This window comes from Olivibacter sp. EAT-5 (genome assembly GCF_044784325.1).
In the GTDB taxonomy this organism is placed as follows: Bacteria; Bacteroidota; Bacteroidia; order Sphingobacteriales; family Sphingobacteriaceae; genus Olivibacter; species Olivibacter oleidegradans.
In genome coordinates this window covers 6,376,902-6,390,215 of the sequence record NZ_CP173028.1, presented here as the reverse complement: position 1 = coordinate 6,390,215, position 13,314 = coordinate 6,376,902, and the positions used below count along the sequence as shown (strand labels likewise).

The window sequence follows — 13,314 nt, the reverse complement described above, 5'->3', positions numbered from 1 at the left end:
CCGTCCTCATAAATCCGGTAATAAAACGTTGATATATTCCCTACGAAAAAGTCTTCATCAACTCTTCATAAGTAATCTCTCCTAAGGTGAACTTTTCCAGTGCCATATACCTTTTTTCCGCTAAAGTATTCACCCTATTATGACACTTTTCCACTAGTTCTTTTTCATTTGGTAACGGCTCATATATATGTTTGTTTTTAAGATACGCTTCATAGTACCTTATACCAAATATACGTTGTGACATTGCATCATGATGGATACCGTCCGGGTTGGCTGTAAGTCCTTCAGCAGTTACGTAATAGCAGTTTTTGTTATCCATTGCATATTTTTGCAGTTCTTCATTAATGAGTTTGTATTCTATACACCCTGCTCCAAATGCTACCTTACCCAAGTAATCGCCCAATGCGCCTATAATAAATGGAATATTAGGCGCTGATAACGCTCTTCTTATTTCATCAAATATCCGCGATATTTTCTCACGGTACACCTTGTGTTTTCCATCGTGACTATCACTTTCTCCCTGGTGCCATAATACGCCCGCTAATTCGCTATCTTCCATTGCGAATTTGGCTTCATTGATTGCATGGCGAAATAATGTCCCATCTATCGACCACTCATCAATCGAGCTGCCTCCCTCTGCACATGGAATGAGACCAATTTTTTCTCCTTCATGATCGCTACACCATGCCTCTGCAAATGATGCCGACAACCCGACGCCGGCAATTGGTCTGTCAAAATGAATAGGTTCAGTCATCATTTGCCATCTGCCATTTCGCAACATCATAATTCGCTCATTGTAAATCGAAGGTACTTCATGTGTAAATCCACGGCCTGCCATATTCGATTGGCCGATTAGTAAAAATGACTTCATTTCCATCTATTGTATAATATATAAATGCTAAGCGTATTGGGCTTCGCATTAAAAGCATAAATTGCTTTAGATTGTAGAAACCTAACCTGTCTTTATTTTTTTTCTGTGCTTCAATCCAAATTCAAGTAAAGCATTAATTACGGGCAGCGTCTGTAGGGCATGGTCTGTAATAGCATAGGAAACCGTAACAGGTCTTGTGTTATTAACCGTTCTCGTAATCAATAAGTTTTGTTCCAGATGCAGTAATTCTTTCGATAAAATTTTAGGGGAAATCCCTACCACCATTTGCTGCAAGTCTTTAAAACGCATTTCACCGAACGATAAATTTCGAAGAATACAAATTTTCCATTTTCCGCCAAGCAGTTCAATCGCATCCCGCAATGCTAGCATGCTCTCTTTTGAAGGTTCTCTTTCATTACATTGCATATAGTTACTTTCCTAAAGGTAATGAATATCAAATATAAAGTAATTATCCAATAGTTTTGACGCTGAAAACTTAAAATATAAGAGTTATGAAAATAATAATCGTTGCAAATATCGCTGCAAATGGAAAAGTGTTGGTGTCAGATCACCCGCACCATCAACTACCACAGGAGACGATGGATTTTTATCTGAAGTTGGTCAATCAGATCGGGAACCTGGTTATTGGAGCAAGAACTTTTGAGAACTTTGAGAAGTTTCCCGATCATGTAAAAGCGTTATTCAAAAATGTCGAAATTGTCGTATTAGCTGATAAATCTTTTATTTCATCTACATATCCCGTAGTAAATAAACCTACAGAAGCAATCGACTATTTTTCGAAAAAGGGATTTACAGAAATTGCAATCGGGGGAGGAACAGGCACCTTTAATGCTTTCCTAGAGGGTAATTTTGTAACGGATATATATTTTAACATTAGTCCGATAATTACTGCCCACGGTGGTAGTCTCGGCACTGATAATAGCAACCTTAATTTAAGATTTAAGCTAGCCGGTTCCGAGCTCCGTGATAATTCCGTTCAGCTGCATTTGATAAAAAGTTGATTCTCTGATACAAATCTTACATTTTAACGCTATCAACTTTCGATACTAGATCATTAAATGTATGTAAAATCCGGTAATCAGTTAAAAGTCTGCCGAAATGCCTGCGGCGATAAATTCGTCTTCTTCTTAAAAAGCGTGCTAAAGGACTGCGCATGCTCAAAGCCCAATGCATAGGCAATTTGGCTGACAGAAAGATTGGTCGTGGAGAGTTTCTCTTTAGCTTTCGCGATCAATTTTTCATGAATATGCTGCTGTGTGTTCTGTCCGGTATGAACCCGAAGCAGGTCGCTCAGGTAGTTTGGCGACAGGTTCATCTGTGCAGCAATATATTGTACCGTAAGCAAACCCTGTACCCCGTTGTTATAATAATCATCGATCAACTGCTCGAACCGGGTCAGCAGCGCTGAATTATTATTTTTGCGGGTCAAAAACTGCCGTTCATAAAAACGGTTGGAATATTTTAGCAGGCTCTCGATATGTGTCAGAATGATCTCCTGCGTATGCTTATCGATATGACGGCACTCCCTCTCAATTTTATGGAAGATCGTGATCAGGTCGTCTTCTTCCTCGGCCGACAGGTGCAGCGCTTCATTAACCGCATAATCAAAAAAACCGTAGTGATGAATGCTGTTCGCCAGCGTATGCCGTAGCAGGAAGTCCGGGTGAAAGATCAGCAGATAACCAGACCCGCATTCCATATTTTGCAGGTCCAGCTGTTGCACCTGGTTAGGTGCGGTAAAACTCAATACGCCTTTATCGTAATCATAATGCTGCTGCCCGTACCTGATCTTGCCTTTGGCGTCGCGTTTGAGCGCCACGCAATAAAAGCGGTTAACGAAACCTTTCCAGATATCGTCTTCCAAAAAAACACTTTCCGCCAGATTGATCACGCTCACCTGCGGGTGGCGAGGTTCGGGCAATGACAGGAGTCGGTGAAATTCTGATATGGAGTTAATTGCGTTCATACACAAAATTAATCAATTAAACCCATACTGAACTCATCGTAAGGTGCACCCGTATCCGTACCTAAAGGTACGATGCTTTCCAGTTGTGAAAGTTCTGCCTCCGTCAAGTCAATGGTAGTCGCCGCCAGGTTTTGCTCCAGGTACTTTCTGCGTTTTGTTCCCGGGATCGGTAAAATACCCTTGCTCATGATCCAGGCCAAAGCCAGCTGCGAAGAAGTTACGTTCTTTTCTTCAGCCATGGCTTCAATTGCCTTGACCAATTCAAGATTCTTATTAAACATCTCGCCTTGGAAACGCGGAATCGCTCTGCGGAAATCGTTCTCCGGCAGGTCATCGATGCTTTTGATCTGTCCCGATAAAAAGCCACGGCCCAATGGTGAGTAAGCTACAAACCCGATACCCAGTTCCTTTAATGTCGCTAACACTCCGCGTTCTTCCACCGTTCGTTCAAATAAAGAATACTCGCTTTGTACTGCGGTGATAGGGTGTACGGCATGCGCACGCTTAACCGTTTCAGACGATACTTCCGACAGACCGATATAACCTACTTTACCTTCTTTAACCAGCTCGGCCATGGCTTCCACCGTTTCCTCGATCGGCGTATTTTTATCCAGACGGTGTAGGTAATACAAATCGATGTAACCCGTATCGAGATTCTTCAGCGAACGCTCTAAAGATTTCTTTACATAATCCCTTTTACCATTGATGGCCCAAGTCACTTTATTGTTGTCATCGATCTCCCAGCCAAACTTGGTGGCCAGAATATACTGATCGCGTTTACCGTTGATTGCCTTCGCAATGAGCTGCTCGTTTTTCAGCGGTCCATACAGATCGGCAGTATCCAAGAAATTGCCGCCCAGCTCGAGCGAACGGTGAATCGTCGCGATCGCTTCCTGCTCATCCGCAGGCCCGTACATATGGCCTTCTTCAAAACCCGTCATACCCATACAGCCCAGGCCGACCATCGGCACAACCAAACCCTGGCTGCCCAATGCAATTTGTTTAATTTCCATGATCCAAAGGTCGGTAAACCAACTTGCGCGCGTGTATGCAAATCCCTGAAGCTTGTAAGCAAATCAAGGAATGATTTAGTGAATTCTTTGGAGAAACTGGCCGCGAAAATCCATCATCATTCTGCATACCAGACTGTCTTGTCGAACGACATGCTATTTAACTCAACCATCCATGGGATACTTTTTGAGAGCATCGCTTTCAGACCTAATTACATCCGAAGAGGAATTTTTACTTAAATTTACGGTGGTCTTTTTAGTTTATGCCAAATACCAAAGTTTATATTCCCTGGCTCGATAAAATCAGCGACTTCTACGATACTTTTCGGATCGGGAAGGCTGAGAATAATTTTTTTACGATTATGCGGATGGAAGACCAATCAAAAGATAAGTTATTGTTCATGCCGCTCTTTCGTGGAAATTTTTTTCGGCTTGTCATTTGCAAAACACCGGGGCTCCGATTCCTGTTGCCCGACGAAACCGTAAGTACATCCTCAAACTCTATCTATTTTGCGTATCCAGGCAAGATAGAAAGCTGGCAACGTGTGGAAACCATATATGGCTACCTCATTTGTTTTACGCCGGAATTTGCGGAAATCGACCCACTAGGGCCGAGGTTTGAAAAAGACTTTCCCTTCTTCATGAACGGAGCCAATTCAATTTTAAGGGTATCGCAGGAAGATATGGATGCCGTAGGACGTATAGCCGAAACGTTGCTCAGCGAAATGAAATCCGGTCATGCGGATAATTTTGAAATGATACAACCGCTGTTAAGGGTGCTGCTTATTAGTGTCCGTCGCCTGTACTATAAAGACAAAGAGGCAAAAACAGATTTTCAGTTAAAACAGGCATCCCTTATGATCAGGTTCAGGAAAGTGTTGGATAGTTATTCTATCGATGCACCCAGCAAAAGAAAAGAGCACAAACCAACCGTAAAAAATATTGCAGATGAACTACACCTCACACCCAGTCATTTGAACTTTCTTGTCAAGAAGTATACTGGGCACACCGCGTTGCACCATATCCATGAACAGATATTGCTGGAGGCAAAAAGCCTGTTGACACATACGGATCTTCAGGTATCGGAAATAGCTGACCTGCTACAATTCAATGAAGCACCTTATTTCAACCGGTTTTTTAAGAAAATGACGGGTATCACACCCACGGCTTACCGCGATGATGCCCTTCAACTCATGCGACGCCCACTCTAAAGCCAAAATCGATAAAAAGTCCAATCATCACCTGAATTGGTATAAGCGATATTCTTTTCATCCTCCCGAAATTTGGGCGATTACAATAAAGAAAAGAATGAGCAAATTAAATAAAAGCGGCGAAACAGCCGTACAGGCGTCTATGCTACCAGTCTATATCGTATCACTGGCTACTTTCATTATCATCTTTCAAGGCTTTATGGTCGCACCGCTACTGCCCATGCTTTCCGAGCAGTTCGGTACTACTGTCCGTCACGTCAGTTTTATCGAACCTGCCTACTTACTCGGGTATGGACTGTTCACATTGGTATATGCATCACTTAGCGACCGCTTCGGTAGGTTCCGGATTATCGTATTTAGCCTTTTTATGTTTTGCTTATTTACTTTGTCGACTGCTTTTGTAAACGGAGTCAACCAGATGATTTTCCTAAGGTTATTGACAGGAATTGGTGCTGCAGGTGTTGCTCCTACAACCATTAGTTGGATTGGTGATTCCTATCCTTACGAAAAGCGGGGTCACGCCCTCGGCGTTTTTTTCGGCGCCATGGCAGGCGGTACGGCATTTGGAGCCACCACAGGGGCATTAATTACTTCCCTGATAGGTTGGCAATGGCTTTTTGCGGAAGTTGCAGCTATCGGATTGGCTATTTTGGTTCTGATATTGATGCAGCAAAAGAACATCTTCGGAAAAACCAAAGCTGCGGTAAAAAAAAGGGATAATATTATACTGTCTATCCAGAGTATTTTGTCGACCGGAAGGGCCAAGCGGACCTATCTTTATGTAATGTTCAACGGTATGTTCCATAGTGGTGTTTTTGCGTGGTTGGGTTATTTCTTCTATAAGAATTATGGGTTGAACGAATTTCAGATCGGTCTTGCCTTATTAGGTTATGGTATTCCGGGGCTGTTGTTGGGTCCATTGTTGGGCAGGTTAGCTGACCGCTACGGAAGAAATAAGATAATACCTGTGGGCTTAGCGCTAAGCGGTATAACCGTGCTACTACTAAGCCAGAATTTCAGCCTTGCCGCATCTCATGTTTTAGTAGCATTGCTATCTTTAGGATTTGACTTATCCCATCCTTTGTTTGCTGCCATTGTCACTACATTCAGTTCCAAAAAAGGCATTGCTACCGGACTTTTCGCTTTTTCCCTTTTCACAGGTTACGGTCTGGGAAGTCTCGTATTGAGCCTGATCGTCAATATCGGTCTAGATAGCGCATTTCAGCTATTTGGCGCTAGTATTTTGATAGCAGCAGTTTGTTCGATATTTGTTTTTAGAAATGAAAAGTAATAATAACTTTCTTCTCCATTTAAAATCTTGCTTAATGCCCCTAAAAAGCTGAAATGGATAGGAGTTGGAACGTATCTTGAATGATTCCGATTTAAACTATTTGGTAATAATAAGTAAAGAGATAAAAACTGATAATATTATAACTCCTTTCTGATTTTCTCTTTATGCTTTTTACCCCAAACTTCCATTGGCCTTATAATATCGTGAAGCGAAAATGTATAGTCTACAACGGAATATTCGATTTTAACCGGGTATTCGTTCACGAGGGTTCTTTTAATCAAAAAATTATCCTCCAAATGTTTCAACTCTTTCGACAAAACGCGATTTGTAATTTTCGGAATAGAATTAGCTATGTCATTAAAACGCTTGTTACCCTTATAAATAGATAGGATGATTGGTAATTTCCATTTACCACCAATTACATACATTGTATCTTGTACCGCCCTGATATTCTCTTGAAACAGGTTTTCTTCTTCTTTTGTCATAAATTAAGTATCCTTTTGTATATAGGTATCAAATGTATACTTTCTTGCTAATATATTTGCACTATTAACTGTAAAAGATAATTGATAATGATTAGAAAAGATGATAAAGAAATTCTTGTTTCCATGGTGGAAACAATGACAAAATCTACATCAGGATTAGAAAGCACAAAAAATTGGGCAACAAATGCCTTATGGTACGATATCCCACCTTTTGCTTCGCGCGGTATTCAACCTGCTATAAAAAAATTAGATACTACTTTTAGCAACTTTAAATCGTGTAAAATTTCTATTCTTCACACGGACACATTTCTAAGCAAGGATATTGGCATTGTATGCACCATTCAAAAAGCAGAAATTGTACTCGTAAATGATGTTAAGAAGACCTTATTATTCCGAGAAACAGACTGTTTCAAAAAAGACGAAAAGAATGAATGGCTTTTAATTCACCAACACACTTCTGTTCCGAATGGAGGAGATTGGGACGGGAGTATAGTTACAGAATAAAAGTTAATTGAATAATGGTTCCAACCTCACTTATATTGAAATATAAAGATTAATTGGTAAATTCGCTTAAAGGTGATCGTTAGAAACTATGCCCCTTAATACTTTTCCTGAAAATCTGAGCCAGAACAAAGAGCTCTCTATACGTATCGTTTCTCCGGAGTTTGGCCATATATCATCAGAGATGGCGGTTCAATACGGTTCTGCTCAACGGCTACCTTATTATTTCTTTCTTTTCGTGCTGCGCGGGAACAGCCAAGAGGTCATAGACGGGAAAACGATCGAAGTAGGCGAACATGAGCTTTTTTTTGCGTTACCCCACCAACTTAGGCAACTGCCTACAACCGACCATAGCGCAGACTATTATAAATTGGGGTTTGACGATGAGTGCCTTTCGCGATTGCCGAAAAAGTTCCCTTTTTTGCTCAACCCTCTGAACCGGCAAAAAATCAGTTTTCCACCCGATGCTGCACTTAGACTTCGGAATACGTTTAAGATTTTGAACGAACTGCTACGTACTGCCGACAATGATCCGGAGCTGATTCTGGCTTACCTGAACAGCTTGCTTACAGAAATAAACGCCGCTTATTATGCATTACATAAGAAGCACACGGCAGCGGGTCTTGATAAGTTTTTAGGGTTCAAACTATTTGTAGAAGATAATCTTACTGATCAACCTGCCATCACGGAGATCGCCGATAAGCTGGCCTTAAGCACAGATTGTTTGTATAGAATCGTAAAACAGCATTCCGGCGTTTCACCTAAGGAATTCATCACAGACCGTTTGATCATGGAGGCCAGACGCAGAATGTATAATAACCAAAATACATCGGTAAAGGAACTGGCATTTGAGCTCGGCTTTAATGACCCGAGTTATTTTTCGCGTCTGTTCAAAAAGGTAACCGGTAAAACGATAGCCGCTTTTTACCGGGATTTGTCCTTGTAAAAGCGGTTTTTGTCCGAATCTTATTAGTACATTAGCCGCACTTTTGTCCAAAACGATTTAATTATGGACAAACAATTTGGTAAAATATTGCTAACCGGTGCAACCGGGTTAGTTGGGTCAAGGCTTTTGCCTCGCCTTGTTAAAGCGGGATATGATTGTTTTGCACTGGTACGTGGCAAAGAAGTCGCGACCGGAGTAACGGCTGTGCAAGGCGACTTGTTTGATCCGGCGACACTTCAAGAAGCTGTAAAAGACGCCGTAGCTGTTATTCACCTGGCAGCCGTGTTCCGGTCAACGGATATGGACCTGATCTGGAAAAGTAATCTGGAGGGTACGCGCAATCTCATTGATGCCGTAAAGAGCAACGCTCCTGATGCCCGTTTCATATTTGCAAGTACCAGCCATGTTTACGATATAAATAGCCCACACCCCGGTCGGGAGGATGATGCGCTTAACCCGCAACATGCCTATCCGGCTAGCAAAGTTGCTGCGGAAAATGAGTTGAGTGAAAGCGGATTGAATTGGTCTGTTCTGCGCTTCCCATTTGTTTATGGTGATGGTGACGGCCACCTGGAAGAATTACCTAAACATGTGGTTGCTGCAAAATTTCATCCGGCTATGCGGATGAGCACCATCCACCATCGCGATATATACACGGCTATCATCATGGCTTTGCAAGGGATCATGGATGGGCGAGTGGTCAATATCGCAGATGAGGCCCCAACGACATTATACGAGCTCTTGCAGCTTGTTGGCGAAACGATGACTTCATCCGCAGAGCCGTTGATAAACCCTTGGTATCTTCATGCCGATGCCTCGCTCGCCCGTAGCTTGGGCTTTCAACCTTCGATAAGAACCGTTTATCAGGCGGCACAAGAAAACCTGCTCTGACAAATACTTGATCTTCTTTTCGTCGCGCCGGAATTACATCCGTGTTTCACCGGCGCGTAACTTGAACTATTCGCCATAGAGGATATCTACTTACAATTTTTCTTTCAATATTACCCCTATTGGATATTTAGCTCTCCCCCGTTCGAAATGGAAGAGTACAAACTACATCAACAACACTTTCCATGCATCCATTACACGGCCGTTATCTAACAAATGTTTGGCTTTTAAATGCAGGCGTGTGGTGCGGTTGTGGCGGTCGGTAGTAGCATCAAGTAGTTCTTTCATTTCATCGGTTTTGCGAAAGGCTTCCACCTCCTCATCGGATGGTAGCGTTTTAACAAGCCCCAATAACCCTAAATTGTTCCCGGTTAATACGTTGGAGTTTTTAACCTCTTCAGGAAAAGCATCTACGCCGATACCTATTCCGGCATAATCGATCGGCTTGGCAATTTTAAATAAATTATCGCTGGTTACCCTGCAATACCAATCACCGCCTAAACGAGCCACCAAATCTATTTTATGAGGGTCTATTTTGCCATTTGCATCCAAAATACCTTCATAGATATGCATCCGTTTCACCTCTGCGATAATCAAATTACCTGCTCCTCCATTTTTTCCCAGCGATATCACCTCATTCACTGCACATTCCAATTGAACGGTCGATTCCGCTACCCTGGGCGGCTTTACCGTCTCCGAGGCCAATTCGGTAAACCCCGCTTTCGAAAACTCATTTACTCCTTTTGGATAATCTAAACTGGTTAAATAGGTCTGTTGAACCATATCATAGTTCACCATATTAATCACACATTCAGGTATTTCCAAAACGTTTTCAAGCGTATGCTTAGTGGTATTATCCCGCGCTCTGCTTGTTGGCGAAAAAACGCATATCGGAGGATTGATACTAAATACATTAAAAAAACTAAACGGACTTAAATTAACCTCGCCGTTTTTATTAATAGTGGATGCAAAACATATTGGTCGGGGTGCAATGGCATAGTGCAAATAACCTTGCATTTCCGTCGGTGTTAATGATGACGCATCAAAAGTTTTTAACCTCATTCAAATTTTTATTAGCGTGAGTTCAATCTTCAGAAAATGTACCCTTGGGAACATAGCCGAGATATTCCAGTTCAACATTTTTCGTTATTTTCACCAAAGCCCCATCGTTTAGTAAAAAGAGCTTGTTGCTTACATCCATTATGTTTCGGAAATTGTGATCGCTTACCAAGATTCCCTTCTTATACGGATTACGCGTAAGTAAATCTTGGATTTCCGATTGAAATATCGGTTCAATTCCGGAAAAAGGTTCGTCCAGTAACACAAAAGGATGGTCCATATGCAGTATGGTGGATACTTCCAGGTATTTTAATTCTCCACCGGAAAGATGTCGGATTTTTGAGAAAAGAATCGACTCAATCCTTTTATTTTTTTTGAGGTCTTCAAAACGGTTGCTATTAAGTAAAAACTTCAACAGTTTCTGAACGGTGGCGTCTTTCGGAAAAATGGATGTCTGCGGAATATACCCCACCAATTTCTTTGCAAACGGAGTTTTACATACCTGTCCATTAATTCTGATAAATTTATTGGATGGTTCAAGCGTGCCAAAGATGATTTCAAACAGCGAAGATTTACCGCTGCCATTCCGACCCAATATCCCAATAATTTCTTCCGAAGAACAACTCAAATAGCAATCCGTTAAGAGTTGCCTATGATTACCAACATGGAGCTGAATAGAGTCAATTTCTAGCTTGTTCATCATAAAAGAAAGCTGAATACAGTATACATAAGTAATGCAATAATGCAGTTTGCGAAAAAGCCAAAGAGTATTAATTGCGTTTTTTTATACCCTAAATTTCTGTACATGTAATACTGGTATTTGTATCTCTCAAAGAAAAATAAGGTAAGCCCGTAAGCAAAAGTAGGAAGTGATATAACGAAAACCCTCAGCGTCAAATCCGGAGCTGAATATGCAAATGTCGAAAAGACAAATGCAAAGGAAAAATTCGCGACGAAAATCCGCTTATAGAAGTGTAAAAAAACGTTCATGGTGTTTATTTTCCGGTTACTCTACTTGAGCTACTCCTTAAGAAGCCTTGGTTATATGTAAATTCATTTTTATCGTTTTTGAGTGGTGTGTCAGTCGATACAATATAATGATTATTTTGATAAAGATATATATTCAATGTAATGTAACTTATAACATCTTTGCGCTTACATTTAATAATTATAGGTAGCTTTTTCAGAGCTATACGCTTCTTCGATCTACGGGGCAGCATTCTTAAACATAAAGCAATATGTTTTAAAAATACTTGTATCTTGCATTAACAAAGGTCATTACTCAGTTAAGTACTTTAAAATTTGATCCTGATGCATAATAAAGTAATGTTGGTTTTTGGACATGGTCATATTTTAGCAATTGAACCTGCATTAAAAAGGATCATGGAAAAACAATAAGATTCCCTCGTATCGAAGGTTAATGTAGAATTATAAAAATATAGAATGGATAATACCGCTATTATACGCGCATTAGTTGTTGATGTGGAGAAAATAGAACCACTGTTTTCGCTTTACAGAGAATTCTATGGGATGAGGAAGGACAGGTCGGCAGCGATTGAATTTTTAAGAGCGCGCCTCGAAAACGAGGAGTCAACTCTATTTTACGCAAAAAAGGATGGACGAATAATCGGCTTTGTTCAATTATATCCAAGCTTCTCATCCGCATCATTAAAAAAGGTTTTTATTTTAAACGATCTATACGTATTGGAGTCTGAGCGAGGAAAAGGTGTCGCGAAGCTACTGATGGGTAAAGCTATTGAATTCTGTACAGAGCAGAAGTGTGCACGAATTTCATTGAGTACGGCGAAAGACAACCCTGCGCAAAAGCTTTATGAGGAAGTTGGGTTTAAAGAGAGCACCTTTAAATTTTACAATTATAACTTATGAGAATCTAAAACAATTGGACGGGATATGCCCGGAATTTTTATACCCAAGTTACCCCTCAAGTTGGGCGATTGTTAACTGTAAGTGCTCATCCCATTTACTGCTTTCAGCAGCATATCCTTTTGCCAGTATCATTCTTTCGGATTGAATGGTAATTATATTGCACTGTAAATTTTGATGTTCGGCTCACCCTTTAAGTAAGGTTCCAGAGATGTTAAAACATGCTATTAAGAAGTCGCTTAACAGGTATTCCCGTTTGTTTTCCTTGGCAAACCCTTGTCTCCTTGCATTATTTTAAGTTTCAATGTTCGGGCGTGGATTTAAAGTTTGCGGCGGGCTTGGCAGGTTGGTTCAGCAATTCAGTTGGGGCATAGCCAAAATGTTTCTTAAATGCGTATGAAAAGTGCGACAGGTTTTCAAAGCCTGTTTCGTAACAGACGTCAATCGGGCGCTTCTGTTTTTCCGTAAACTGGTAATGTGCCAATTCCAGCCGCTTTTGCGTGAGCCACCGTTGTGGGGTAGTATGAAACACTTTGCTGAAGTCTCTTTTAAAGGTAGTGAGGCTTCTCCCGGTCAGGTAAGCGAATTTTTCCAGGGGAAGGTTAAACATAAAGTTCTTTTCCATATAGTCGGTCAGATCAATTTTTCCCGGTTCTTCAAAATTGGTCAGTATGTTGTCTATGCTTTTGTCAATCGCCCTCAGGATACTAATGGCCTCCGTAATTTTTAATGACGCGATATGCTCCGGCAGCTCGTTCATTTCAAAATACGGGACCAGGGAAGATAAACAACTTTCCAGCAGCGGATGATTGTTGAAATGATAGATTTTCGGCGGTTCCAAGATTTTGGCAACTCCATTCTGATTGGCATAAAAATCCCTTAATCTCGCTGTGGAAAGATGCATCACGACTGTCTGATGCGGTTTGCCGTCTTTGGGATAATTAATGATGGTTGCGAGCTGGTTTCTTGGAATCAGGAAAATATCACCCTCTCTAAAAATATAAGTCGCATCTGCCAGAACAATTTTTGTTTCGCCCGAAATGAACCAGATCAGCATATGGTGCTCAAACAGAATGTCTGATTTGAAAAACTTATCCTCGTAACAGGAAAGTTTGATATCATCCGTTATGTATTTGGCTTCGTATTGCATAGCTGTTTCTTATTGTAATCCCGTACGGAAA

The 13,314-nt window shown here is 41.1% G+C and carries 15 protein-coding genes; 7 read left to right on the top strand and 8 right to left on the bottom strand.

The features are described 5' to 3' along the window. Positions 1-40: 40 nt before the first annotated feature. Together ACH11B_RS27020 and ACH11B_RS27015 are read right to left on the bottom strand one after the other, a co-directional pair. Positions 41-871, bottom strand: coding sequence for a sialate O-acetylesterase (locus tag ACH11B_RS27020; protein WP_377611381.1), 831 nt, complete (start codon positions 869-871; stop codon positions 41-43). Positions 872-952: 81 nt separating this feature from the next. Beyond that, positions 953-1,297 (bottom strand): helix-turn-helix domain-containing protein, encoded by a 345-nt coding sequence (locus ACH11B_RS27015; protein WP_149106187.1) that lies wholly within the window; start codon positions 1,295-1,297, stop codon positions 953-955. Between the two features lie 86 nt (positions 1,298-1,383). Here ACH11B_RS27015 and ACH11B_RS27010 point away from each other — a divergent pair, with 86 nt between their 5' ends. Then, a complete protein-coding gene (locus tag ACH11B_RS27010) occupies positions 1,384-1,893 on the top strand; it encodes a dihydrofolate reductase family protein (RefSeq protein WP_149106186.1) in 510 nt (169 codons plus the stop codon). Between the two features lie 77 nt (positions 1,894-1,970). On the opposite strand, the gene ACH11B_RS27005 is transcribed toward ACH11B_RS27010, so the two are convergent. Beyond that, positions 1,971-2,858, bottom strand: coding sequence for a helix-turn-helix domain-containing protein (locus tag ACH11B_RS27005; RefSeq protein WP_377611376.1), 888 nt, complete (start codon positions 2,856-2,858; stop codon positions 1,971-1,973). A gap of 8 nt (positions 2,859-2,866) precedes the next feature. Next, complete coding sequence (locus tag ACH11B_RS27000) at positions 2,867-3,805, bottom strand: aldo/keto reductase (protein WP_377611595.1); 939 nt, start codon at positions 3,803-3,805, stop codon at positions 2,867-2,869. Positions 3,806-4,131: 326 nt separating this feature from the next. Here ACH11B_RS27000 and ACH11B_RS26995 point away from each other — a divergent pair, with 326 nt between their 5' ends. Next, positions 4,132-5,079, top strand: coding sequence for an AraC family transcriptional regulator (locus ACH11B_RS26995; protein ID WP_289552229.1), 948 nt, complete (start codon positions 4,132-4,134; stop codon positions 5,077-5,079). 97 nt (positions 5,080-5,176) lie between these two features. Beyond that, complete coding sequence (locus ACH11B_RS26990; RefSeq protein ID WP_377611374.1) at positions 5,177-6,370, top strand: MFS transporter; 1,194 nt, start codon at positions 5,177-5,179, stop codon at positions 6,368-6,370. Between the two features lie 137 nt (positions 6,371-6,507). Here the strand turns inward: ACH11B_RS26990 and ACH11B_RS26985 are convergent, their stop codons facing one another. After that, complete coding sequence (locus ACH11B_RS26985) at positions 6,508-6,855, bottom strand: helix-turn-helix domain-containing protein (protein ID WP_013668201.1); 348 nt, start codon at positions 6,853-6,855, stop codon at positions 6,508-6,510. A gap of 87 nt (positions 6,856-6,942) precedes the next feature. On the opposite strand from ACH11B_RS26985, the gene ACH11B_RS26980 reads away from it, so the two are divergent. The 3 genes from ACH11B_RS26980 to ACH11B_RS26970 all read left to right on the top strand — a co-directional run bounded on the left by ACH11B_RS26980 (position 6,943) and on the right by ACH11B_RS26970 (position 9,193). Beyond that, a complete protein-coding gene (locus tag ACH11B_RS26980) occupies positions 6,943-7,359 on the top strand; it encodes a hypothetical protein (protein ID WP_149106181.1) in 417 nt (138 codons plus the stop codon). Positions 7,360-7,447: 88 nt separating this feature from the next. Beyond that, entirely contained in the window at positions 7,448-8,302 is an 855-nt protein-coding gene (locus ACH11B_RS26975) for a helix-turn-helix domain-containing protein (protein WP_377611372.1), read from the top strand. Positions 8,303-8,365: 63 nt separating this feature from the next. Beyond that, positions 8,366-9,193 (top strand): NAD(P)-dependent oxidoreductase, encoded by an 828-nt coding sequence (locus ACH11B_RS26970; protein WP_013668198.1) that lies wholly within the window; start codon positions 8,366-8,368, stop codon positions 9,191-9,193. Positions 9,194-9,355: 162 nt separating this feature from the next. Here the strand turns inward: ACH11B_RS26970 and ACH11B_RS26965 are convergent, their stop codons facing one another. Both ACH11B_RS26965 and ACH11B_RS26960 read right to left on the bottom strand, forming a co-directional pair. Continuing rightward, positions 9,356-10,252: a flavin reductase family protein gene (locus tag ACH11B_RS26965; protein WP_377611370.1), complete on the bottom strand. Its 897-nt coding sequence runs from the start codon at positions 10,250-10,252 to the stop codon at positions 9,356-9,358. Positions 10,253-10,274: 22 nt separating this feature from the next. Continuing rightward, positions 10,275-10,952 (bottom strand): ATP-binding cassette domain-containing protein, encoded by a 678-nt coding sequence (locus ACH11B_RS26960; protein WP_377611368.1) that lies wholly within the window; start codon positions 10,950-10,952, stop codon positions 10,275-10,277. Between the two features lie 740 nt (positions 10,953-11,692). On the opposite strand from ACH11B_RS26960, the gene ACH11B_RS26955 reads away from it, so the two are divergent. Continuing rightward, positions 11,693-12,136 carry a GNAT family N-acetyltransferase gene (locus ACH11B_RS26955; RefSeq protein ID WP_149106177.1) on the top strand — a complete coding sequence of 148 codons (444 nt, stop codon included), beginning with the start codon at positions 11,693-11,695 and terminating at the stop codon, positions 12,134-12,136. A gap of 298 nt (positions 12,137-12,434) precedes the next feature. Here ACH11B_RS26955 and ACH11B_RS26950 read toward each other — a convergent pair whose 3' ends face one another. Next, positions 12,435-13,283 carry an AraC family transcriptional regulator gene (locus ACH11B_RS26950; protein ID WP_130856601.1) on the bottom strand — a complete coding sequence of 283 codons (849 nt, stop codon included), beginning with the start codon at positions 13,281-13,283 and terminating at the stop codon, positions 12,435-12,437. Positions 13,284-13,314: the final 31 nt, after the last annotated feature.

Coding starts and splice junctions, on each gene's coding strand:
- ACH11B_RS27020 (WP_377611381.1), bottom strand. CDS start 871: ATGAAGTCATTTTTACTAATCGGCCAATCGAATATGGCAGGCCGTGGA.
- ACH11B_RS27015 (WP_149106187.1), bottom strand. CDS start 1,297: ATGCAATGTAATGAAAGAGAACCTTCAAAAGAGAGCATGCTAGCATTG.
- ACH11B_RS27010 (WP_149106186.1), top strand. CDS start 1,384: ATGAAAATAATAATCGTTGCAAATATCGCTGCAAATGGAAAAGTGTTG.
- ACH11B_RS27005 (WP_377611376.1), bottom strand. CDS start 2,858: ATGAACGCAATTAACTCCATATCAGAATTTCACCGACTCCTGTCATTG.
- ACH11B_RS27000 (WP_377611595.1), bottom strand. CDS start 3,805: ATGGGTATGACGGGTTTTGAAGAAGGCCATATGTACGGGCCTGCGGAT.
- ACH11B_RS26995 (WP_289552229.1), top strand. CDS start 4,132: ATGCCAAATACCAAAGTTTATATTCCCTGGCTCGATAAAATCAGCGAC.
- ACH11B_RS26990 (WP_377611374.1), top strand. CDS start 5,177: ATGAGCAAATTAAATAAAAGCGGCGAAACAGCCGTACAGGCGTCTATG.
- ACH11B_RS26985 (WP_013668201.1), bottom strand. CDS start 6,855: ATGACAAAAGAAGAAGAAAACCTGTTTCAAGAGAATATCAGGGCGGTA.
- ACH11B_RS26980 (WP_149106181.1), top strand. CDS start 6,943: ATGATTAGAAAAGATGATAAAGAAATTCTTGTTTCCATGGTGGAAACA.
- ACH11B_RS26975 (WP_377611372.1), top strand. CDS start 7,448: ATGCCCCTTAATACTTTTCCTGAAAATCTGAGCCAGAACAAAGAGCTC.
- ACH11B_RS26970 (WP_013668198.1), top strand. CDS start 8,366: ATGGACAAACAATTTGGTAAAATATTGCTAACCGGTGCAACCGGGTTA.
- ACH11B_RS26965 (WP_377611370.1), bottom strand. CDS start 10,252: ATGAGGTTAAAAACTTTTGATGCGTCATCATTAACACCGACGGAAATG.
- ACH11B_RS26960 (WP_377611368.1), bottom strand. CDS start 10,952: ATGATGAACAAGCTAGAAATTGACTCTATTCAGCTCCATGTTGGTAAT.
- ACH11B_RS26955 (WP_149106177.1), top strand. CDS start 11,693: ATGGATAATACCGCTATTATACGCGCATTAGTTGTTGATGTGGAGAAA.
- ACH11B_RS26950 (WP_130856601.1), bottom strand. CDS start 13,283: ATGCAATACGAAGCCAAATACATAACGGATGATATCAAACTTTCCTGT.